Source organism: Rhizobium fabae (assembly GCF_003985135.1).
Taxonomy (GTDB): domain Bacteria; phylum Pseudomonadota; class Alphaproteobacteria; order Rhizobiales; family Rhizobiaceae; genus Rhizobium; species Rhizobium pisi.
This window is the reverse complement of the sequence record NZ_ML133671.1, coordinates 1-21,085: the sequence shown is the minus strand read 5'-3', so window position 1 is coordinate 21,085 and position 21,085 is coordinate 1. Positions and strand designations below refer to the sequence as shown.

At 57.8% G+C, this 21,085-nt stretch carries 18 protein-coding genes and 6 pseudogenes; 8 read left to right on the top strand and 16 right to left on the bottom strand.

All coding sequences use genetic code 11. The features are described from left to right. The 6 genes and pseudogenes from EFB14_RS32475 to EFB14_RS32455 all read right to left on the bottom strand — a co-directional run. A pseudogene (locus EFB14_RS32475) lies at positions 1–828 on the bottom strand (IS3 family transposase); the annotation flags it as partial. Between the two features lie 65 nt (positions 829–893). After that, on the bottom strand, positions 894–1,046 hold the full coding sequence (locus tag EFB14_RS33180; RefSeq protein ID WP_164737634.1) for a hypothetical protein: 153 nt from the start codon (positions 1,044–1,046) through the stop codon (positions 894–896). Positions 1,047–1,115: 69 nt separating this feature from the next. Then, positions 1,116–1,346, bottom strand: coding sequence for a DUF2283 domain-containing protein (locus tag EFB14_RS32470; protein ID WP_125850157.1), 231 nt, complete (start codon positions 1,344–1,346; stop codon positions 1,116–1,118). Positions 1,347–1,361: 15 nt separating this feature from the next. Then, positions 1,362–1,766 carry a hypothetical protein gene (locus EFB14_RS32465; protein WP_126830881.1) on the bottom strand — a complete coding sequence of 135 codons (405 nt, stop codon included), beginning with the start codon at positions 1,764–1,766 and terminating at the stop codon, positions 1,362–1,364. A 30-nt stretch (positions 1,767–1,796) separates the two neighbouring features. Then, positions 1,797–2,582 (bottom strand): hypothetical protein, encoded by a 786-nt coding sequence (locus tag EFB14_RS32460; RefSeq protein ID WP_126830879.1) that lies wholly within the window; start codon positions 2,580–2,582, stop codon positions 1,797–1,799. 646 nt (positions 2,583–3,228) lie between these two features. Continuing rightward, positions 3,229–4,350 (bottom strand): AI-2E family transporter, encoded by a 1,122-nt coding sequence (locus tag EFB14_RS32455; RefSeq protein ID WP_245438360.1) that lies wholly within the window; start codon positions 4,348–4,350, stop codon positions 3,229–3,231. 1,102 nt (positions 4,351–5,452) lie between these two features. On the opposite strand from EFB14_RS32455, the gene EFB14_RS32450 reads away from it, so the two are divergent. From EFB14_RS32450 to EFB14_RS32435, 4 genes and pseudogenes are all read left to right on the top strand, one after another. Next, on the top strand, positions 5,453–5,956 hold the full coding sequence (locus EFB14_RS32450; RefSeq protein WP_125850176.1) for a YciE/YciF ferroxidase family protein: 504 nt from the start codon (positions 5,453–5,455) through the stop codon (positions 5,954–5,956). Positions 5,957–6,062: 106 nt separating this feature from the next. Continuing rightward, positions 6,063–6,416 carry a hypothetical protein gene (locus tag EFB14_RS32445; protein WP_126830877.1) on the top strand — a complete coding sequence of 118 codons (354 nt, stop codon included), beginning with the start codon at positions 6,063–6,065 and terminating at the stop codon, positions 6,414–6,416. Positions 6,417–7,251: 835 nt separating this feature from the next. Further along, positions 7,252–7,523: pseudogene (locus tag EFB14_RS32440) on the top strand (BON domain-containing protein). Between the two features lie 541 nt (positions 7,524–8,064). Continuing rightward, positions 8,065–8,445: a response regulator gene (locus EFB14_RS32435; protein ID WP_126830875.1), complete on the top strand. Its 381-nt coding sequence runs from the start codon at positions 8,065–8,067 to the stop codon at positions 8,443–8,445. A 262-nt stretch (positions 8,446–8,707) separates the two neighbouring features. On the opposite strand, the gene EFB14_RS33175 is transcribed toward EFB14_RS32435, so the two are convergent. The 4 genes and pseudogenes from EFB14_RS33175 to EFB14_RS32420 all read right to left on the bottom strand — a co-directional run bounded on the left by EFB14_RS33175 (position 8,708) and on the right by EFB14_RS32420 (position 13,456). Next, positions 8,708–8,977, bottom strand: coding sequence for a hypothetical protein (locus EFB14_RS33175; protein WP_164737636.1), 270 nt, complete (start codon positions 8,975–8,977; stop codon positions 8,708–8,710). A gap of 327 nt (positions 8,978–9,304) precedes the next feature. Further along, positions 9,305–10,486: a Fic family protein gene (locus tag EFB14_RS32430; RefSeq protein ID WP_126830873.1), complete on the bottom strand. Its 1,182-nt coding sequence runs from the start codon at positions 10,484–10,486 to the stop codon at positions 9,305–9,307. Positions 10,487–11,101: 615 nt separating this feature from the next. Then, positions 11,102–11,569, bottom strand: a pseudogene (locus EFB14_RS32425) (trypsin-like peptidase domain-containing protein); the annotation flags it as partial. An 855-nt stretch (positions 11,570–12,424) separates the two neighbouring features. After that, positions 12,425–13,456 carry an SDR family oxidoreductase gene (locus EFB14_RS32420; RefSeq protein WP_126830869.1) on the bottom strand — a complete coding sequence of 344 codons (1,032 nt, stop codon included), beginning with the start codon at positions 13,454–13,456 and terminating at the stop codon, positions 12,425–12,427. Between the two features lie 126 nt (positions 13,457–13,582). Here EFB14_RS32420 and EFB14_RS32415 point away from each other — a divergent pair, with 126 nt between their 5' ends. Further along, entirely contained in the window at positions 13,583–14,554 is a 972-nt protein-coding gene (locus EFB14_RS32415) for an AraC family transcriptional regulator (RefSeq protein WP_208661945.1), read from the top strand. Positions 14,555–14,582: 28 nt separating this feature from the next. Here EFB14_RS32415 and EFB14_RS33170 read toward each other — a convergent pair whose 3' ends face one another. Further along, positions 14,583–14,735 carry a hypothetical protein gene (locus EFB14_RS33170; protein WP_164737635.1) on the bottom strand — a complete coding sequence of 51 codons (153 nt, stop codon included), beginning with the start codon at positions 14,733–14,735 and terminating at the stop codon, positions 14,583–14,585. A gap of 12 nt (positions 14,736–14,747) precedes the next feature. Here EFB14_RS33170 and EFB14_RS32410 point away from each other — a divergent pair. Together EFB14_RS32410 and EFB14_RS32405 are read left to right on the top strand one after the other, a co-directional pair. Next, positions 14,748–15,888 (top strand): annotated as a pseudogene (locus tag EFB14_RS32410) (tyrosine-type recombinase/integrase). A 1-nt stretch (position 15,889) separates the two neighbouring features. Further along, positions 15,890–15,997: pseudogene (locus EFB14_RS32405) on the top strand (IS6 family transposase); the annotation flags it as partial. A gap of 63 nt (positions 15,998–16,060) precedes the next feature. Here EFB14_RS32405 and EFB14_RS32400 read toward each other — a convergent pair. The 4 genes and pseudogenes from EFB14_RS32400 to EFB14_RS32385 all read right to left on the bottom strand — a co-directional run bounded on the left by EFB14_RS32400 (position 16,061) and on the right by EFB14_RS32385 (position 18,557). Next, positions 16,061–16,516 (bottom strand): alpha/beta hydrolase fold domain-containing protein, encoded by a 456-nt coding sequence (locus tag EFB14_RS32400; protein WP_126830865.1) that lies wholly within the window; start codon positions 16,514–16,516, stop codon positions 16,061–16,063. Between the two features lie 210 nt (positions 16,517–16,726). After that, positions 16,727–17,256: pseudogene (locus tag EFB14_RS32395) on the bottom strand (DNA-3-methyladenine glycosylase I). A 186-nt stretch (positions 17,257–17,442) separates the two neighbouring features. Next, entirely contained in the window at positions 17,443–18,231 is a 789-nt protein-coding gene (locus tag EFB14_RS32390; RefSeq protein WP_126830863.1) for an SDR family oxidoreductase, read from the bottom strand. Next, positions 18,228–18,557, bottom strand: coding sequence for a YybH family protein (locus EFB14_RS32385; protein WP_126830861.1), 330 nt, complete (start codon positions 18,555–18,557; stop codon positions 18,228–18,230). The genes EFB14_RS32390 and EFB14_RS32385 overlap by 4 nt, the downstream gene beginning before the upstream one ends. Positions 18,558–18,653: 96 nt before the next feature. Between EFB14_RS32385 and EFB14_RS32380 the strand changes: the two genes are divergently transcribed. Then, on the top strand, positions 18,654–19,565 hold the full coding sequence (locus tag EFB14_RS32380) for a LysR family transcriptional regulator (protein WP_126830859.1): 912 nt from the start codon (positions 18,654–18,656) through the stop codon (positions 19,563–19,565). Between the two features lie 369 nt (positions 19,566–19,934). Here EFB14_RS32380 and EFB14_RS32375 read toward each other — a convergent pair whose 3' ends face one another. After that, complete coding sequence (locus EFB14_RS32375) at positions 19,935–20,537, bottom strand: nucleotidyltransferase family protein (protein ID WP_245438359.1); 603 nt, start codon at positions 20,535–20,537, stop codon at positions 19,935–19,937. Positions 20,538–21,085: the final 548 nt, after the last annotated feature.

Sequence of the window (21,085 nt, the reverse complement as noted above, 5' to 3'; positions counted from 1 at the left end):
CATATTCAGGGCCATTATCAACCCTGATTGCCAGCGGCTTGCCCCGCCATTCGATGATCTGGTTGAGGCTGCGCACGACCCGCTCGGCAGGAAGTGAGAAGTCAACCTCGATCCCCAGTCCCTCTCGGTTGAAGTCGTCCAACACGTTCAGAAGCCTGAACTGGCGACCGTCCGCCAAGCGATCCGCCATGAAGTCCATCGACCAGATCATGTTCGGCGCTTCGGGCACCGCCAGTTCCTCTGGCTTCTCGCGCTTCAGCCGCCGCCGGGGCTTGATCCTGAGGTTCAGCTCAAGCTCCCGGTAGATGCGGTAGACGCGTTTGTGGTTCCAGCGATGGCCCTGGACATTGCGCATATACAGGAAGCAGAGACCGAATCCCCAGGTCTTCTTCACCTTCACAAGCCCAAGCAGCAGATCGGCGATCTGATCGTTGTCGAAATTACGTTGGGGACCATACCGATAACACGTCTCGCTGACGCCAAATGTCCTGCATGCCAGCGCGATACTTACACCGCGTTGCGCCACTACTTTCTCGGCCAGCTCTCGGCGCTGAGATGGCCGCGTCATTTTTTTCCGAGAGCCTCCTTCAGCAGATCGGCTTGCATGCTCAAGTCGGCATACATCCGCTTCAATCGACGGTTCTCGTCCTCAAGAGCCTTCATCTGGCTCATCATCGAGGCGTCCATGCCCCCATACTTTGCCCGCCACTTGTAAAAACTGGCACTGCTGATGCCATGCTCCCGGCAAAGCTCAGGTACGGGGACACCGCCTTCCGCCTGGCGCAACACAGCCATGATTTGGGCTTCGGTAAATCGGCTCTTCTTCATCAAAATCTCCTCGAGCATCTTGCCGAGAAAATTCTACTTTTGAAGCCCCTTATTCGCGGGGAGGACTACCCCCACGCTTCCAGTGAATCGAGCGACTCCGGCGAATAATCTAATCGGCTACCAAGCTCATTGGGTAAGCTATCGATTAAATTTTGTATGGCGTCATCCATATGTATGAGCCAGACTTCGAACAGATCGTCTTTTTCCAAATTCTTCATTTTGTCATCCTCTACGGATGCCAGAAAAAGGAGCTTCATTCATCGAACTTGCCGCCCACAACCGCAGTGCTACGTGACAATTTCTATGCCGATCAGCCTGCCATCTTCTCCGCAATCAAGGACAACGTCAGTCTCCCCGAACAGCTGAAGTAAATCCGCTCGATCGAGCTCGGCAGACAAATCTCTCAGCCTCATAGAACTGCGGACCACGCCGGGAATCTCTTTACCGGGGTGATTAGGTAGATAAACGTAGAAAACGTCCTGTTCATCGCCATCCAGGTGAACATAATTGTCTCTCATTTATTTCCTCACCTTCTAGTCGATGTAAAACGAGCCTTCATAAAGGAACATCAGTAAAGGCGAAAAAATGTCCGAGAATTCGTCCGGCTTCATTCTCATCGCATCGATGATCGCTGTTCCGCGAGCTTCTGCGGCATTCTCGATATAATTGATGACATCCGTCAGGGCGATTGGGAGTTGGTCACTTACGGCCGCTCCATGAAGATGTCGAGCGAGACTTTTAGCGTCATCATCCGACACAAGCTGGCCATCATTCGTATCGTATGCACCTCCCCATTCACCGGGACCATTCCAGCCGACCGGAGCTATCGTGCCAGCCGGCGACCATCCAAAGGTCTCGGCGAGCGTTAGCATCACGGTCCAATGACGTGTGGACAGGTTAATTGTTTTTCCTGATTGCTTTCTCAGATGAATAGCCATGTAGTGAAAACCTTTTAATCCACCTTTTCGCTAGACAAAATCCGGGCGTGGTACGTTTGGCATGTTGTCGTAGGCTTTGAGGATGGTCTCCAGCGGAGTGAGGGTCTGGTCACCGTCCCAATAGACAATTTTCAGCCAGGTCGCCGCCCGTAAGAATTGGCCGCCGCCCAACCAGATTTCTTCGAGGTTGGCCTGCAGCATCCGACAACCCGCCTCAAAGAGTTCATGTTTATCGAACTGGCCACGAGCGCTATGTAGGCAAAGGGCATAGCCGAACTCACGCGGTTTCAGAACCTTCTTGAGTGATAGAGGCTTTTCTCCAATCAAGTGCTCGTACATATCGACGGCGGCTTCAAAGCCGCCATCATGCTCGCCGCTCTGGTAGGCGAAGGCCATGTAGTCGTCCAAGCCTGATTTGATAATTTCGTTTCGCGGCCATGGTCGGCCCTCAAATCGCCAAGCTGCTTCCTCGCGGATGCGTGCGCACGCCCAATGACCTTCATCGTTCCAGCCGTCCTCAAGGAATGTTCCCATCGCACGCGCAGAATGGAGAAGTGCTCGATGAAAATCGTGGTTACTTCCCATTTTTTCATCTTTCTCGATGGCACGGTCCAGCCAAAGATTTGAACGATGCACGATAGGAGCGATTTCTTTATCGAGGCCGACGAGCCAATAATTTATGATGTCACCGATATGATACTGCGCGGCGTTGCCCATAGGCTTTTTTTCATCATATACGGCGTCCAACAGAAAACGGGTTCCAGCGCCGTCCTCCTTGAGTTTGTTATGCCTGCTACGAATGGGATCATATTTCATACTGTACCTTAGCATGGATTGCCGCCGCAGAATCGTACCTGCGTGGAGTTCCGGGCGCTTCCTGAGCCTGCCGTATTTGTTACGAAATTGCCTTCATCAAGGTTTTGGATCACGCGGTTTTTCAATGCAGCTGGGAGATCTTCCACAGCGTTTCTTGCCTGAACGAGCGCATTTCGCAGGGCGTCTGAATCCGGCTCAAAGGTGGGTGACGAGGGAACAGCCTGTGCGCTACTGCGGAACTTGTTATCCCATAGGAATATTTCCCCTGTGTTGATATCGACCGAAACGATGTCAGCTCCATGCGTTCCGACAGCGTCACCGTATCGCAATACCTGCTGCCCTGGTAATTTCGCGACTTGGTTAGCAAGCTCCAATTCGCCAACGTCGTCCCCGCGATCGGCTCAGGTACAGCCGAGGTGATCCTGATGATTGCGCCGCCGCGAAATTTCAGGCAGCGCCGGTACGTGCTGAGAGCAATTATAGCTCCTACCGTTGCGCCTTGGCCTGTCCGATGGAGCCACATTGCAAATACGCGACAGCGAAGTCGAGTCCGACGCAAATCCGCAATCTTCTCGCCCACTATGGGTCGAACGGGAACAACGTCGGCGCCGCGCATCGCCGAAACCCGGCGCAAGTCGAGCCGCAATTATTCGTCACCGCTGAGGAAGTGCCCGATGGCGGCAAGCGGCCGAATTCCATCGCAGACGATTTTGGTGATGGCGAGCATTGGCACCGCCAGGATCGCTCCAGGCACACCCCACATCCAAAACCAGAAGATCAGCGCTATAATTACAAGCACAGGATTGAGGGTGAATCGGCGGGCGAGCAGCACAGGCGTGATTATCTCGCCCTCGGCGACATGGATCACAAAATAAAGCGCCGCCGGCAGAAGGGCCAGCCACAACCTATCGATCACCAGTAGGCCCGCGAGCAGAAAAATTCCCACTCCGAGAAGCGGCCCCATGATCGGGACATAATTCAGCAGAAACGCCGCGACACCCCATAGAACCGGATCGCCTAACCCTGTCAGCCACATGGCAATGCCCGTAGCTAAACCAACCGCTCCATTCATGACCGTAATAGTGACCAGATAGGCAGAGATATTTTTCTCGACATCCTGGGACAGCTCGACAACCTGCCGCTTCTCCTTGAAATTGGGCAGTATTTCGACCATCCGTTTTAAGAACGTGCTTCCGGATACGAGCAAAAAGAACAATATGACGATGGTTTCGAAGAAACTGGCTGCAAAGTGGGTCGTTCCAGCGAAAAGCGTTGCGGCGATCGTCGAGCCGGCCCCCCCGCTTGTTGCCGATCCTTGCTGCATGAAGCTATCGACCTGATGCAGGAATGTTTGAAGTGCTTTCACCGGTTCATTGAGAAACTTGAGACGCTCCTGCAATCTGGGAATCCCTTCGGGCAGCTTCGCAGCCCACTCTGTCGCTGGGCCAGAGATTGCACCGCCGATACCGACGATGGCGCCGAAAACAAACAAGATTAGCAATAGGGCTGCAAGGGTTCGCGGAAAATGGAGTTTCTCCAGCAATCGCATGGCCGGCTGAAACAGAAGCTTAAGAACGAGCGCCAACACAATCGGCAGCACGATCTCAGCCGCGACGTAGGCAAGGCATAATGTCGCGAGCGCCACCAATATCGAAAGTAGCACGACCACCGGGTTGGTGGGCAAATCCAGCGATTTGACTTGAACGCCGGGAGCGATTTTGGGCTCTGGCATTTTATCGACATTCAGTTCGGTTTTGTCGTCGGCCACCTTCATTTCCTTTGGCCCTGCCAAACTGCTCTGGCGAAGTGAGATAGAAGAGCCCGTTTGTGACGGACCCTTCGTGGTGCGTTTAAGACTTGGTGTTTTTGTGACTTTGCTCACCTGCCTTGACGTGCTGCTCGTGGGTGCCGCCCTGAGTGCTCGATGTTTTCGAGCCACTGCTACCCTTGGACGACGAAGCGCTCTTGCCGGTGCCGGACTTGACGCCCGGCTTTCTTTCGCTGGTTCCGCTTGACGATGGCATGTTTTACTCCTCCATTGACGAGACCGGGTTGGTCTCGATGAGAGAACCAGAATGCCGGTAAAGTGTTCCCGCCCGGTCTGACAGTTCCCAAAACAAGCTCGTGCGATTCCGATATCCGACGTGCGCCACCGCATTGGCGCTGTGGAGCAACACGAAAGGCGGCGTACTCATCCATTCAAGCCGGCGAGGCTAAAACACCGCGAGAATTGTCACGGAAGCCTTGGTAGGGCGTCAGCCCCTTTTTCCACACAGAGACGACGTGTGATCCGGAAAGCCGGAGCGATCTTGCCCTTGACGATCTGGCTCGAACAGTGCCGGGACTATTGTCCCTGCATCAAGGGTCAAGTCCTTTTCGACAAGGCGCCGAGGTCGGCACCATCGCGCCGACTACCGGTTGGCCCGCTGGATATTTCAGGCGGTTGCAGAGGAACTAATACCAGCTGCAGAGGTTCTGTCTTCACGGCCGAGTGAACACCCTCCGAGAAAGAGGACATCTCAATGATACATATGGCTCTCGCCGCGGCGTTGGTAGGAGCGTCGGCGCTCACTTCTGTCGCACGACGGACCCCGCGTCCTCTACCGATGCCGGAACTCCGGCGGTCGCGACGCTTGACACAAAGAACTCGGCTGCGTCGCAGGCGCCAACAGTTTCACCGAGACTGAGGCCAAAAACGGCGTCGAGAAGACCGGCATCGACGACACGCTCGCCCCGTATGGGTGGGTCAACAGGAAGGCGACCGCTACCGCCGCCCGGCGGCCTGATCGCAATGCACGCCTGGCTGTGGCCGTGAACATGACCGGGCATCTGGACCACGACAGAAATCTTTCGAACCCAAGGAGCTAACCATGGCCAAGGAAATCAAAACACTCGACGTTCTCTTTCACGACACTTTGAAGGACGTATATTTCGCCGAAAACAAGATCGTTGCGACGCTGCCGAAGATGCACGACGCGGCTAAGAACAGGCAGCTCAAGGACGCCTTCGTGAAGCACCTCGCCGAGACCAAGGTGCACGTCACCCGTCTCGAGGATGTCTTCAAGATCATCGGTAAGAAGCCGGAGCAGAAGACCTGTGACGCCCTCATGGGCATCGTCAAGGAAGGCGCCGAGATCATGGAAGAGTACGAGGGGATGCCGGCACTCGACGCCGGCCTTCTTGCCGCGGCCCAGGCGGTCGAGCACTACGAGATGTCGCGCTATGGCACCCTGCGGACATGGGCGCTCGAGTTGGGGATGAAGGACGCCGCCAAGCTCCTTCAGACGACGCTCGATGAGGAACAGGCGACCGATCTCGCGCTAACCTCCATTGCGACGAAGGTCGTCAATCAGAATGCCGAGAAAGCCGCCTGACACCGTTGACGTAGCCCGTCACAGCGCAGCCGCGCACGGTCATCGCTGCCATCTCAGCGATGACCAGCCAAGGCAGTCCAGGCCGCCAATGAAGGAGAATTATTCAATGACCGAATTTCAGGATATCAGGATCGTCGAGTTGAACGACAGTGCATCGGGGTCCGTAGAGGGACCGCTCACTTCAATGGTCCTGCAGCTTTCGGCAGATACCCCCACGGCTTGGTCCGATTCCTTTAACGAGACATGGAAAGGCCGCGCATCCGTCATGAGGCGGGCGGCTACTGCTTGCGGGAACAGGATAATGTCGGCATGCATGCCCTACGAGCTGCAGAGTCAGATCACGGAGTTGAACAAGGTTGTCGCCGAGACCAATGCTTCCTATCGAGAAATAGTCGAACAAGCGGCAGCTAGGCAGGAGGCCGAGCTCAAGCATTTGAAGGCCACGCTAAAATATGACTAGGATCACGAGGCGCACCAATTGAGGACACTCTCTGGTTTGGTGTCGTTACCTCATTGTCATTCGGGCTATTTCATATTGAAGTGACTTCCTCGCTCATCGCTGAAGACGGCCTCATGGGAAGCGTCGCCGTCCGATGGCACAGAGCCAGCAGTGTTTCGAAAAGACTCCGTGCGTTGAAGCAGGTGTTCGACAGCCACGGCGGGCTGACTCGCGTTTTTCGAAAATGGCCCGGATCGTGGTGGTATTTGTCATCCGTCATTGGACTGTCTCCTGCTCGAATTATGTCACAGGAAGAGCGCCCTGGCAGGCCAGTAGTTTCACCGCGTGCACGGGCGTATAAACTGGAGGCGGTCGGGCGAAGACGCGAATTGGAAGTCGGTTAAGTCGACGGGCGATCGTTATCCACCTGATGCGACATGGACAAGCTAAGGCATTCTCCTTTCCAGGATTTCTGTATCATTCACAGGTCATGGGAGTAGGCGTCATGGTTGCAGCAAGTTTGGTTCCGGATGCGTTTTACTGGGCGAAGTCGTCGAAGTACTTCGACGGACGAACAACGATCGATCCCGACCGTTTGCATGGATAGCCCCTTTATTCCCAAAAATGCGACGCCCAACATGGATCGACAAAACTTCACCAGGGAGGTTCTGACTGGGAACGGCAACATTGCCAAAACCTCCCTGGTGTCCTTTCAACAAGGATCAGTAAAATTTAAGCCGGGTAGCGCCGAGGGGAAGACGGACCTAAGTCGGACTGGCGACTCCATAACCCGCTTCTCATATTAGGTTTTGAGGTAATACGAGGGTTCGTGGAGGGCAACGATCAGGAGGACGATATGAAGTTCGGTTCCGACAATGCCAGCCACGAAGAGTGCTGCTTGCAGGGCCATAGTTCGGCCTCGACCATCGCGACGATCAAAGCGGCCCTTTCCGCCGCTCAGGATATAAACAGCAGTGCCATCGAGATCAGGATGCTCGGCCCTGTGGTCCGCTCGAAGGCTACATAACGAACGCCGCGGACCGTGATAAAGCCATCTCCCTTGCGGCGATGATCGTCGGTCAGGAGAACGTGCAGGACCGGATGCTGAGCCGTTACCCCATGCAGTAGCCGACAGGATTTAGACGGGCTAGGACTAAGGTGCGATAGCGCGGTCTGAAGTCCTCAAACAGTTCCTCTGTTTTACGGTTTGGCCCCCCGCGGAACCAACCGCATCAAAGGAGGCAACAGATGAATATCAAAGGGGAATTGCCGTTGTTGGCATGACGTTGGCCTGTGCGCAGTCGTCGACGGTAACAGGAGCCGCAGGTGGTGCTGCAATGGGCGCAGTCGAATCCCTTTCTTCGGGGCCCGCTGACAGACCACGTAACCGTCGTCTTCGAGGACGTCGACCGTGACGAAGCGAATGAGCGGTTCAATCCTCCATTACCAGGACTGCTTTCTGCATGGAGCCGCCTCTCCCTACTTCTGTAAGCGACATGATTCACCGACAGCGAAAGTCAACGACGGATAGATGAGAAAGTGCTAAATTAAGCAGTGGATACCCACGAAGTTTTGATTGACGGCCGCTCCGGACGGATCTTCGGACTTCAGTCGGACGTGACAGGCACGGTCGTTTTCGATAATCTTGCGCTGCCCCAGAAGGGAAAATATGCCTACGATCCTTATCCTTGAAGACGAACCGTTCATCGCGTTCGATATCGAGACGGTTCTGGAGGGATGTGGCCAGCGCAGCTTCGTAACGCTTTCGACCGGTTCGGGCGCCATTTCCTGGCTGAAGGAAAACTCGCCGTCCGCCGCAATCGTCGACCCTCGCCTCTCGGATGGCGTCTGCACTGCCGTCGCGCGGCATCTCGTCGGCTGCGACATTCCATTCATTCTCTATTCGGGCGAGACCGAATCCGCTTCCGAGCTGGAGCCCGCGTTCGCAGAAGGTCATCTTCTGATGAAGCCGGCCTCGCCTGAGCAGCTTGTGGAAGCCGTCGAGACGGTCTTGTACGGGTCCGACCGTCGGCGTAAGTCCGGGACATGACGACCCGCCACCTCTGGACGCTGGAACGGGAAGGCCGGTCGACCCGCTAGTTCCGGGCGCATTCTATTGGGCCAGACCATTCAAGCAGAGTGACGATCGCATCACCGTCGTCCAGGTATCGACGGTCTCGGCGCGGAACCGGACTATTGGACTCTGGCGGTGCTGGAGAGCGATCAGCGCCAGATGATCGGGGTTACGAAACTGTGGCGCGCATCCAATCTTGCAGCCGAGTACGGAATGGCGGTGGGTTTTGTTGCCTGCGCTATCCATCGCGACGCTTGGCGCGTGCCCAATCCGCAGGTCGCGGATCATCTCGCGGGTGCGCGATCCGGCGAACATACTCGGCGATAATAGGATCGTCGGTCAAATACCTCTGAAACTGCATCTCGTCCATTCGGCCGGCGCGGTAGGCCTTTACGATCTCTTCTTGTTGGGCGGTTAAGGTTGCCTGACCCTCACGCTCTGGCGGGACGACGCTTAGCCGGTTAGGCATAGCGCCCGCAGTGCCTTCTTTTTTCTCATTATCGTCCATCGTACTATCCTCCAAGGCGTGATCGCTCGCAGCATCATCAAGCTAGTGTTCTTGATGGAGCGCCCTTGTCGCGATGGAGCACGAATGGATAACATGACCATCGGCCGTTAGTTCCAGCGTCGCTTGCACAAACTTCTCCTCGAAAAGACAATGAATGGCGAAATTTCGTGGACGCTGGTGATAATCCTCACTCGCGGAAAAACTTGAAAATCGAGTTTTACCGAAAGTCTGCTCGGCGAGCCGGCGCGAAATTGTCACCCCGGTCGGCCCCTTCGGCTTGGCCGCCTCAATAGGACTCGAACCGCAGACCGGTGAATTGGTTGGTTTTCAAACTGCTGCGGGAAGAGGATCGGTGCCTTCACTAAGGATCGCGAGATACCGTCTATAGCTGAAAACGCGACCACGCTTGCGGCCGGTCACCTCCTCAACTATGCCGAACCGCTCCAGATCGGTGAGTGCCGCATTGACGGTAGGGGCCGATAGGCCTGTCTTTTGAACAAGCTGATTTGCCGTCAGGAACGGATTTTGCTGAAAAAGATCATGGATGCGAAGCGCTGAACCGGCTCGGTCGCTTTCAGTTGTGATGCGCTCGCGGTCTTCCTTGAACACCTCGACGATCCGAGTGGCGGCGTCAAATGCCTGGTTTGCGGTGTCGGCGACGCCGGCAAGGAAGAAGTCGAGCCAACCTTCCCAACTGCCGTGTTCGCGGACCTCCTGGAGCAGTCGATAGTATTCCGTTCGATGGGTCTTCAGGTAAAGACTTAGATACAGTAGTGGCTTACGCAGAACTCCATTCATGCAAAGGTAGAGCGTGACTAGCAAGCGGCCGATACGACCGTTGCCATCCAGGAATGGATGGATCGTTTCGAACTGGACGTGCAGAAGGCCGGCCTTGATGAGTGCAGGCAGCCGCGACCGATCTTCATGCATGAAACCTTCGAGCGCATCCAAGCAGGTGTCCATCTCCGTGACAGGCGGCGGCACGAAGAGCGCATTGCCAGGTCGTGTCCCCCCGATCCAATTCTGCGAGCGCCTGAATTCGCCGGGACTCTTGGTACCGCCGCGCCCACTTTGCAGCAATCGCGCGTGCATTTCACGGATCAGGCGTAGGGATATTGGCAGAGATTCCAGTCGTTCCAAACCATACATCATGGCATCGACGTAGTTCGAAACTTCGCGGATATCCTCGATAGGTTGTCCCGCCTGCGCTTCCGTCTCAAAACGCAGAAGATCGGAGAGCGTTGATTGTGTGCCTTCGATCTGCGAGGAAAGTACAGCTTCTTTCCTGACATACATGTAAAGAAAGAGCTCCTGACGAGGGAGCAGCATCGTGATACCATCTAGCCGTCCGAGAGCTCGCTCCGCCAAGCTAAGACGCTCCAGAAGTGAAAGCACATCAATGGCAGGCATAGGCGGCAATGGCGGAGGTACGAATGCCCGCACGGTTTCGCCAGCAACTGCTGTTTCGACAAAGCGGCCGAACCGCTGATTTAGCTCGGAATCAGACATGGGCTGATTATGATTTTCAGCTACTATTTAAGCAAGTAGGCCTTCGCTTAAATAACGAAGCAGCTAAGGTAAGCGCTCTTAAATAAGCGTACGCCCCAGTCGAGCGCCTTGAAAGGATGCGACCCGAAGACCTCATCATGTGAGTTCATGCTGAGAGGCGACTTGCGACCGGCGCACTGGACGAATACCTTGAGAACAAGACCGTCGTGGCGCGGGACTGCTAGCTGTTGAGCGTCAGACAGCTTGAGGAGAAACAGAGCGATGGCAATTGAGAAAAAGACCCTCACCACCTTTCGAAACCGGCCCGCCGTGTCGTGGAACCAGAAGCCTTAGTTCACACATTTGGCGACAAACGACAGCGACGCGATACCAGTCGTCTAGTAGTTCAGCGACATCCACGGGACTTCCGTTTGGCGCCTGTACGATCGTCTTCGCATCCCCGTTGGCCGCAGATTTAATCGGCGCTATTCCCTTGGGAGTCGCACGAAGCCACTCCGGGCTCGGGGAACTTCGAGCGACGCTTGAGCGGTGGCCGCATTGTCCGCCGGAAGGTTTACGGAGTTTGCGGGAGGCTGGGTTTGGAGAAGATTCGGCGTCTCAGGGGTGAAGGCTACGCTCGGCGACCGACGCGCGGATGGCGAAGTTCACGTTCTGAGCAGTGATACTGATCTCGTCCGCAGTCCGCTTGGACAGAGTGGCGCTCGTGATGCCGAGAAGGAGAGTTCCCCGGCTGGATCGATGTCGAGCTCTTACGTAGCTCGTGTCGTTGCAGATCCCCGCTAGAGAGTTCACGTTGCCTGTGGTGATCTTCAGGGAATCTGCGGTCAGCGTGGCCAAAGGGTATCCCACCGCAACAATATCCTCGCCAAGCCTTGTTGCAGACTTTCGGAATGCTAGCGGTTTTAGTGCCTCGCCGGCCGTGATCTTCACGACCGCCAAATCATTGGTCTCAGTTTGTTCCAGGAGAGACGCTCCTTCTGGCCCGGCGGGCCACTGTTCCAGGGTGTGGTGCTGCTCGTCGCGGTGAGCCTTGGCGCGTTCGCATTGAGCCGAAACGGAGCCAGCCGTGGTTAACTCTTCCAGAACTTTATCCAGCCACTCGTTGAGGGCCTCCAGCGATGAAAGGCGCGGCATGGGTTGCCAAAGGCGATGACGAGCGTCCTGGACGTTCTTCTCGACCTGCCCCTTTTCCCAGCCGGACGCCGGATTGCAGAACTCCGGTTCGAACAGATAGACCCTTCGTCTCCACCGCAAACAGCATTGTTACAATAGCGCCGACGACCAACGGCCGTCGGGATGCTGACGGCATAGAGCAAGAAAAAGCGTCCACGACCTTTCGAGCCGATCAAGGTCATGTTTCTGCTCGGCCAAAAGCTCCGGCGCGATGTAAAGCTCGAGCGACAGCTCGTGGCGCCACCACGGGAATAAATGGCACCTTACGACGAAGCGAATCCGTAGCCGGGACCGACACCCGGTTCTACCGATAACGGCGACAAGTCTGATGATCTGAGGCCAAGTTGCCCGCAGGCAGAAGCTCTCTCCGCAGCGTTCAGTGTTCCTATGAATGCAAGCGGACGGATGACCGCCTCTCGAGCCAAGGCCTCTAGCCAAGCTATCTCGCCGTCTAGCGTCCTGTCGGGTGTCTGCGCCATTGAGACCTCCCAACCGACAAATCGGCTTGGCCACTATCAATCGCTGCTAAGCTCAGAATGCTCGTTGACCGTGACAACTGGAAGACACTGCGTCGTGAAGTATTTCCTCCTGGCGACAAGACGGCAGTTGGCCCGAAGCGGAAAGGGCAACAAGTATCTGCCATCACGCAGAAGAAACAAAGCGCCATCGCGGTTCGACCCCGCTGAATGGATCGAGTTCATAAAGGCGCCAGCGCGCAATGGAGAGCGAAAAAGCCGCTTTCGGGCTCTTCGCTTCGCCTCTCATCTAGCTGCGAAGCAGTCCAAGCCGGATCAAGCTCTCGGCGCAGGAAAGGATTGCCTCCTCCGTTGATCGTGGAGCCCAGCCTAACAGCCGCTCGGCTTTTTTACCCGTCGCACTCATATCGTATCCGAGCAGCGGCACGATCCCCTTGAGCTGCTCGTTCGTCTCACCGGCGATGCGGACCTGTTCGTCGGTCAAAACTTGCGTCGAGACTTTCTCGGCGGCTTTCCCCAGGCGGTGCCGCAGCAGCTCTGCCACCTCGATCATCGGCATGCTTTCGCCAACGGTCGCGAGAAACCGCTCTCCTCTGGCGGCGGGATCGGTCATGGCGCGCAGATGCAGGTCCGCGACATCGCGCACGTCCACGCAGCAGGAGTTGACATTCAGGGATCCCATATGCCCATTCAGCATGTTGGCGATCAGCCGGATGGAATGGGAATAGTCCGCCCCCAAAACCGGCCCATAAACCGCGACCGGATTGACGGCTGCGAGCTCCAGCCCATTGCCTTCCCGCGCGACAAGATCCCAGGCGGCGCGCTCGGCGAGGGTTTTCGACTTTTGATAGGGCGCAACATTGCCGGCGAGGTTGCTCCAGTCGGTCTCGTCGAATGGTCGCCGATGGTCGGGTGCATGGCCGACGCCGATCGCGCCGAAGGCCGAGGTCAGCACGACGCGCCTGACCCCGGCATCCCGCGAAGCCTGCAACACCCTGAGGTTTCCGTTGACGGCGGGCTCGATCCAGTCTTCCTCGCGGGTCTGGTCGCCGGACGGCGTTGGCGAAGCGCCATGCATCACGTAGGCGCATCCGGCGACGGCTTCCGGCCATCCCGGATCAGCATTGAGATCGGCGGGGACAAACGACAGACGGTCCCCTGCATCCACGCCGCCGGTCCTCAGATGCTCGCGCACCTCCGCTTCCCGCTGTGGCGAACGGATTGTCGTGCGCACGCGGAAGCCGTTATTCAGCAGAGCCAGGATGCAATGTTGCGCAATGAAGCCGGTGCCGCCGGTCACGAGTACAAGTTCATCAGTCATATCGTTCCTCTCAGACATCGAGTCCCGCCGCATTCGATTGCGGAACGCGTGATGGCCAGAAGCTAAAACGAAGCTTCCGTACTGTGAATGCTTGAAAGTGCAACTTACTTGCGCGAGAGTACGAGAATGCGCGTGGATCCCTTTTCCGAAATCCTGAAGCTTACGAATGCAGAGGCCGTGGTTACAGGTGGCTTCACCGCTGGCGGCCCATGGGCGATCCGCTTTCCGGGGCGCGATAAGATCAAGTTCTTTGCAGTGGTCAAGGGTAGCTGCTGGGTCAAGCTCGAGGGCGAAGCGGAGCCCAGGCACTTTGAAACCGGCGACGTGGGACTCCTGGCGGAACGTCGGAGCTTCGTTCTCGCCAGCGACCTGAGCGTTGCGCCGCTTGATGCCATGGACCTGTTTTCCGGCAGCGGCAGGACGATGGCGACGCTCGGCGATGGGGGAGATTTCGCGCATATCGGCGGCCATGTTCTGCTCGATCCGATCCGCGGCAGGATGTTGGCCGACATACTGCCGCCTTGGATTCACACGCGGGCGTCATCGCCCCATGCGACAATATTCCGGTGGCTTCTCGATCGGCTGATCGAAGAGAGGGACGTCGGGCAGCCGGGTGCCCAACTTGCGTCGGCACAGTTGACCCAACTGCTGTTCATCGAGATCCTTCGCTCCCATCTCAACACGTCGAACCGCCTGCCCGCCGGTCGGTTGCGCGCGCTGGCCGATCCGCGAATTGCGCCTGCGCTGCGCCTGATGCATGGCAACCCGGCTCGCGCCTGGCATCTGGAGGAGCTTGCGAAAGCATGCGCGATGTCACGGACATCTTTCGCATTCCACTTCAGAAAGGCAGCAGGTGTCGCACCGCTTGCTTATCTTACAGAGTGGCGGATGCGCCTGGCAGAACGCGCCCTGCGAGCGGAAAAGACGCCCGTAGCGGTCGTTGCGCGCTCCCTTGGCTATACGTCCGAGAGAGCCTTCAGCAACGCATTCAAACGCGTGAGCGGCAGCTCTCCGATGGCCTACAGAAGTTCTCTGCACGTTGCGGACGGGGATGCGTCAGGAGAGGCGTTGCCCGGCAAGACTACGAACGCCGTCTAACGAGGTGGATTAGCAGGGCACAAGTCCGCTAATTGGCGCATTCCGGCCGACCAAGAAGATTCCAGTGATCTTGGAAGGCAAAAGCGGTATCAATACAACGAATTGGATTCCACTCGATCAGGCCGATCGACAAGCAAGAATCGGGGCAAAGCAGGCTGTCATGGCCGCTGATACCAACCATCTTGGAGCCTCCGTGGCCAAACCCAATACATCACTGACCGCAGTCGAGCGACGCGCCGAAGAGCTCGACACCATCGCCGCCGTCTTGCCGATGGAGCGCCGCGACGAGCTCGCCGAGCTTTTGACGGACAGTGATGTCGAGACGCTGCGCCATCTCGTCAACCAGGGATGGGCGACAACACGCTGCGGGCACTGACCTCTGATCTTACCTATCTCGAAGCCTGGGGGCTTGCGGCCACCGGACGGTCCCTGCCCTGGCCGGCGCCCGAAGCCCTGCTCCTGAAGTTTGTCGCCCATCACCTGTGGGATCCAGACAAGCGTGCGGCCGATCCCGATCACGGCATGCCGGCCGATGTGGAAGACAACCTCCGGCGCCAAGGCTTCCTGAAATCTACCGGTCCGCATGCGCCGGCGACCGTGCGCCGCCGGCTGGCGAACTGGTCGACCCTGACGAAATGGCGCGGCCTCGATGGTGCTTTCGCCTCCCCTGCCCTCAAATCAGCCATCCGCCTTGCGGTTCGCGCAGTCCCCCGGACGCGGGGTCGCAAGAGCGCCAAGGCGGTCACCGGTGACGTGCTGGCAAAGCTGCTGGCGAACTGCGCCACCGACAGTCTCCGCGATCTGCGGGACCGGCCGATCCTCATGGTCGCGTTTGCGTCCGGCGGCCGAAGGCGCAGCGAGATCGCTGGGCTTCGTGTGGAGCAGCTGGCCGTCGAGTCGCCGATCGAGGTGCCGGACGGCCCTCCCCCCTCTCTCTCGCCATTCATCTTGGGCGGACGAAAACCACGAGTGGCGAGCAGGATGATATCGTCTATCTGACAGGGCGGCCTGCTCTCAACGCCTGGGTCACGGCCGCAAAGATCGACAAAGGCAGCGTCTTCAGGGGGATTGGGCGCTGGGGGACGGTTTCGCGGCGGGCGATTGATCCGCAGTCGGTCAATGCCATCCTCAAGCAGCGGGCGGAAATGGCTGGGCTGGAACGTGGGGAGTTTTCGGCGCACGGCCTGAGGTCAGGATATCTAACCGAGGCTGCCAATCGCGGCATTCCCCTACCCGAAGCGATGGAGCAGTCGCGTCATCGCTCGGTCCAGCAGGCGTCGAGCTACTACAACAATGCCCAAAGGCGGAGTGGGCGGGCGGCACGGCTTCTATGATCGAAATCTCTTTGTACCGCCGCATCAAAAGCGCTCAGCCCTAGCCGCCGGTATTCATCGCATCTGCGTAATAGCGCATTGGAAGGTCGCGACGGGAGCGATTGCCTAAGTTCACCGACAAGCAGCTTTACGGCCGTTGATCAAATAACGTCACATCGCCCGCCGACGATTATCACGCAATCTCGCCGATAAAGGCCGCCATCTCGGATATCGTGTCGGTGGTGGCGGGCGCTTCCGGAAGAATGACTGGCCATACGTGAGGCAGATCGGCGCGCACCGACATCGCAACCGTCCCGCCTTCACGCGCAAGACGGGCGGCAAATTCCACCGTATCGTCGCGCAGGACCTCGCTGCCTGAGACAGTCACCCATAATGGCGGGAATCCGACTAACGATTGCATGTGAAGCGGTGACGCATATCCCTGCATCGGGTCTTGTCCAGCAAGATAGTGATCAGCACAGGCGATGGCGGCCTCGCGAAGGGTGAAGATGTCGTGCTGGTTTAGGCTGGCGTGTGTCGCCTTCACTCGCACCCAGCGCTCTTTCGCGATCGGGTCAGGACGCTCTCCGACGACAAGAGAGGCAAGGGGGTCGTCGAGATTTGCTTCTTTTGCATAGACGGCGAACATGGTCATTCCTTTCAGGATGGGTTGGAAAGCTTAGCGCTGCGCGGGCGCGCCAAGCGGGCTTGGCCGGTATGAAAGTCGGTTGTGCGTTCGCACCGGCCAAGCGAAGGAAGAATGTGCGACGTTCGAGTGTCTCGGGCGTGTTGGTCTTGACCTTGCGCCCCGAGGTCGAGACCTGGCTCGCACGATGGCCGTTAATGAAGCAGGAGCGTCCTAAGGTATTTTTCCGGGCACTACGTGGCGTCGGAAGCACCTGAGAGAATGATCGTTGACGATCCCGACCGCCTGCATCCACGCGTAGGTGATGGTCGGTCCGACAAACTTGAAGCCGCGCCGCTTCAATTCCTGAGAGATTTTCTCGGACAGCGGTGTACTCGCAACCCAGCTCTCACCGTCACTAAAGATAGGCGCGCCTTCCGTGAAGGACCAGCAGAATGCCGAGAAGTCCTCGCCGCGATCCTGCATGTCGCAATAGATTTTCGCGCCCCTGATCGTGGCCTCGATTTTGGCCCGTGCGCGCACGATGCCAGTGTCTGCCATCAAGCGCGCTCAATATCCCTCTCGTCAAAAGCAGCGACCTTAACCGGATCGAAATCAGCGAAGGCGGCTCGAAAGGCATCACGCTTGCGCAGGATAATGATCCAGGCGAGCCCTGCCTGGAACCCCTCCAGCATGAGCATTTCCCACAGCATCCGTGGGTCTCGCTGTGGTACTCCCCATTCGGCATCATGATAATTCCGCATCAGCGGGTCGTCTTGGGCCCAGTTGCAGCGCTCGCAGGATGAAGTTTCAGGGATGGTTAGAGCTTTTTTTCAAGCGCCACCGACCGATGCCAACTGTTCGTATTGGCAACCCGCGACGGCTTTATCCATCGGCAAGAGTAGACTATCTCCCGGCGTCCGCTCCCGCGCGAACGCCAGGAAGCACCCTCAGACGGTGCGGATAGTCCCGCCATCGATGATAAACTCGGCGCCGTGGATCGCAGCAGCACGGTCGGAGGCAAGGTAGGCGATAAGGTCGGCCACCTCCTCAGGCTCGGCTCCGCGCCCGATCGAGATCCCGCCCAAGGCATCGAGCACGGACTGCCGCGCGTCCTCGATCGTGCCGCCATTGGCGTTGCGAAGCATTTCGAGAAAGTCTCCAGTGGCGTCGGTCATAATCCAGCCGGGCGAGACGGAATTGACCCGCACGCCCTTGGGACCAAGCTCTTTCGAGATCGACTTGCTGTAGGTTCTCAGCGCGGCTTTCGCGGCGGCGTAGCCTGTCGTGGACTCGGGCAGCGGCAGGACGGACTGAATTGAGGTGATGTGCACCACAGTGCCCTTGCCCCGCTCAAGCATCTGCGGGATCAACAAGCGATCGAGCCGGACGGTCGCCAGCAGGTTAAGGTTCAGTTCGGCGAGCCAGTGGTCGTCCGTCAGCGCGGCGAAGCCACCCGCCGGCGAAGCCGAGCCTCCGATAACATGGGCAAGGATGTCGATGCCGCCGAGCCGCTCGAGCGCCGCCTTGGCGAACGCTTCACCACCTTCTGCCGTGGTCAGGTCTGCCTGGACATATTCAATGCCCTCGATGGGATCCTTGATCGTGCGGGCGGCCGTGACAACACGGGCTCCGCCGGCTAGGAAGCGCTCGACCGTGGCGCGGCCCAGACCCTTGGTGCCACCGCTAATGAGGACGCGCTTGCCAGCGAACTCGTTGGGATCTGCCTGGATGCTCATACCGTGGTCTCCAGAGTCTTGATGGCGTCGTTCACCAGCGTGAAGCGATAGGTGAAGCGGAGCGGACTCCCTGGAAAATCACCATGCGCAGGACCTTCGACGATGACATCACCGCCTTCTTCCCGAACAGTATCGGGCACGAAGATGGCCTTCACCGGGATCACTTCCTCTTCGAACAGTTGCCGGATTGCCGGTTGCCCCTCGAAATGCTTGCCGTTGTCGATAAAGACGGCGTCGCGCAGGAAGGGCTTCATCATGCCGTCGATATCGAGACGGGCGTTTGCCTCGACATAGTCAGCGATTGGTTTGGGTAGGTCCATTGACATGTTCATCTCCTCGATGGTGACAAGACTTAAATAGCCATAGACTTCTCGCCTGATAATCGACACAAATCGGCATAGCGTGTTACGGAGATCGGGATAATGACTCGCCATTCGCTGATCGAACTTGAAGCGGTTCTCGCCATCGTCCGGTGCGGCTCGTTTCGAGCAGCGGCCCTCGATCTTGGCATGTCGACCACGGCCATCAGCAATGCGGTAGCCAAGCTCGAACGGGAGCTTGCCGTGCGATTATTCAATCGCACAACACGCAGCGTCTCCCTCACCTATGCGGGGCGGATTTTCGTCGCGCAGATCAAATCAGCGCTCGAGGATATTCAAAAAGCGATGAACACGGCGCGCGCCCAGCAGGAGACGCCGTCCGGTACCTTGCGCATCAATGCCTTCGCGACCGCGGCGCGCGAGATCATGGCGCCGCTGGTTCTAAGCTATTTGCAGCGCTATCCGCAGGTTCACATCGACATCGTCACCGAGGGGCGGCTTGTTGATGTCGTGGCGGCCGGCTTCGATCTGGGCGTGCGCAGCGCGGATCTCGTGCCCAGCGACGCCATCGCCATACCGCTGGGTAAGATGCGACGCATGGCGGTTGCCGCATCTCCCGCCTTTTTCGAAAACAGGGCTATCCCCCAGGTGCCGCAGGAGCTACTCACCTACCCCTGCGTTCGCGTGCGGCTACCGAATGGCGCATTGTTCCGATGGCGGTTCGAGAAGGGCGGCGAAGAATTGCAGCTAGACGTCGAGGGTCCGATAACCCTCGACGAGGCCTCCCTGGCCCGAACCGCGGTAACGAACGGCGTGGGGATCGGCTATTTCATGGAAACCGATGTCCGCGAAGATATCGCAGCGGGAAGGCTCGTGCGCATTCTCGAAGACTGGACGCCTCCGCTCGTGCCGCTGTGCCTCTATTATTCCAATCGGCGCAATTCCTCCGCCGCCTTCCAGGCCTTTATCGCGCTTGCTCGCGACTACGCGGCCGGACGGCTCGCGCAGCATTGAGCCTGCTGCTGCGCGTACCATCACAGTATTCCCAAATGAGACCGCCGATTTTGCCTCCGGTGGAGGGCATTTCGCGTTTCTATCAAGACCGTTGAAAACATGACCATTCAATGCGACCAACGCATGTAAGGAAAACGACCGTTTACCTGACATCCTTAAACGCTTCCCAAAAAGCGTTATCTTGGCTTGATATTGATGTCCGGTACCCGCGTGCGGTAATCAACTGTCCGGAAATCTCTGTGTAGGGAAATCTGATGACGAAGCTCTTGATGGGAATCGAACCGCAAACTCAATATTTCAATTCCGTGAGATAACAGGCACTTGCGGAACCGTGGCTGTGGATGAGAACATTTGCGAAATAGAGTTCCGTCAGCTTTCCGCAGGAATGCCCCCGGCCGCGATGATGGCCTCGGGCGTATCGACGTCGATCTGCGCCGCGTCGCCAATCTCGACCTCAATCACCGACAGCCCGGAGGTTTCGATCAGGTCGCGGGCGCCGATGTCGCCCGTCAGTCGCAAAACGGCATCGTTCAGGGACCGCGGCAGGATGACGGGATTTCCGCGCTTGCCCTGCGAGATGGCACGGACGATCGATACATCCTTGCTATTTTGAAAGACCGTAATCAACCGGTTGAGATCGCTGGTGGTCACACCCGGCATGTCCGCGAGCATGACGAGGACACCGTCAGCACCATTCGCCTCGGCAGCGGCAAAGCCCATCACCAGCGAGCTTGCCATCCCGGACGCGTAATCCGGATTTGCGACGACGTTCAATTGCAGATCTGAGAGTGCCTTTCGGATGTCGTCCTGGCGATGGCCGACGACCACAGTCACGGATTCGGCATGGCTATTGCTCGCCGTCAACGCCGAACGGCGGACGAGCGGCATCCCGTCAAACTCGGCCAGCAGTTTGTGGCCGCCGTTCGAGCCCATGCGCGTCGCCATACCCGCAGCCAGGAGCACGATCGTCACTATTGGCTTCACCGACTTCTCCTCCACGGGCTCACATGGCATCGGCCGCGTCTGGATCTTCGAAGCAAGCCCCCCGACACCCATTCCAATAATATCATCTTCAGCGGGACTTTCACCCAGAATGCGCTCCAATATCCAGTCGAAGCCGCTCTCTCAGGGCTGTTGGCACAGCCCGGAGCGCCAAAAACATGACAGGTCCGATCTGGCCGAGAACCATGAGATTGCAGGGATCGACAGGCATGCCCACCCGTAAGACATGGCCGCCCGTCTCACGAATGGCCTGCGGGATCAAGTCAGCATCATCGATTACGGCGGACGTACCAAAGACGATGTCAGTTGCGGCGCTTCATCCCTAGTCGCCACAACCTGTCGCAATGACGCCGCGAGAGCCCCGGCATTGTGTGTCGCGCGCCGTTCCCGCGATCGTGGTCGAGTAGCTATGCCATTCGGCTTCGCCCTCACAGATCCGGGCGGGCGGATTTCCCGCACCCGGCTCTTCCCGAGAGTAACCCGCATCATCTCCTGGCCTGCGCCCAAGTTCGAGTAAT

Coding starts and splice junctions, on each gene's coding strand:
- EFB14_RS32380 (WP_126830859.1), top strand. CDS start 18,654: ATGACTCGCCATTCGCTGATCGAACTTGAAGCGGTTCTCGCCATCGTC.
- EFB14_RS32460 (WP_126830879.1), bottom strand. CDS start 2,582: ATGAAATATGATCCCATTCGTAGCAGGCATAACAAACTCAAGGAGGAC.
- EFB14_RS32465 (WP_126830881.1), bottom strand. CDS start 1,766: ATGGCTATTCATCTGAGAAAGCAATCAGGAAAAACAATTAACCTGTCC.
- EFB14_RS32445 (WP_126830877.1), top strand. CDS start 6,063: ATGACCGAATTTCAGGATATCAGGATCGTCGAGTTGAACGACAGTGCA.
- EFB14_RS32385 (WP_126830861.1), bottom strand. CDS start 18,557: ATGTCAATGGACCTACCCAAACCAATCGCTGACTATGTCGAGGCAAAC.
- EFB14_RS32415 (WP_208661945.1), top strand. CDS start 13,583: ATGCGCGTGGATCCCTTTTCCGAAATCCTGAAGCTTACGAATGCAGAG.
- EFB14_RS32430 (WP_126830873.1), bottom strand. CDS start 10,486: ATGTCTGATTCCGAGCTAAATCAGCGGTTCGGCCGCTTTGTCGAAACA.
- EFB14_RS33175 (WP_164737636.1), bottom strand. CDS start 8,977: ATGGACGATAATGAGAAAAAAGAAGGCACTGCGGGCGCTATGCCTAAC.
- EFB14_RS32400 (WP_126830865.1), bottom strand. CDS start 16,516: ATGTTCGCCGTCTATGCAAAAGAAGCAAATCTCGACGACCCCCTTGCC.
- EFB14_RS32420 (WP_126830869.1), bottom strand. CDS start 13,456: ATGACTGATGAACTTGTACTCGTGACCGGCGGCACCGGCTTCATTGCG.
- EFB14_RS33180 (WP_164737634.1), bottom strand. CDS start 1,046: ATGAAGAATTTGGAAAAAGACGATCTGTTCGAAGTCTGGCTCATACAT.
- EFB14_RS33170 (WP_164737635.1), bottom strand. CDS start 14,735: ATGGTTGGTATCAGCGGCCATGACAGCCTGCTTTGCCCCGATTCTTGC.
- EFB14_RS32450 (WP_125850176.1), top strand. CDS start 5,453: ATGGCCAAGGAAATCAAAACACTCGACGTTCTCTTTCACGACACTTTG.
- EFB14_RS32470 (WP_125850157.1), bottom strand. CDS start 1,346: ATGAGAGACAATTATGTTCACCTGGATGGCGATGAACAGGACGTTTTC.
- EFB14_RS32435 (WP_126830875.1), top strand. CDS start 8,065: ATGCCTACGATCCTTATCCTTGAAGACGAACCGTTCATCGCGTTCGAT.
- EFB14_RS32390 (WP_126830863.1), bottom strand. CDS start 18,231: ATGAGCATCCAGGCAGATCCCAACGAGTTCGCTGGCAAGCGCGTCCTC.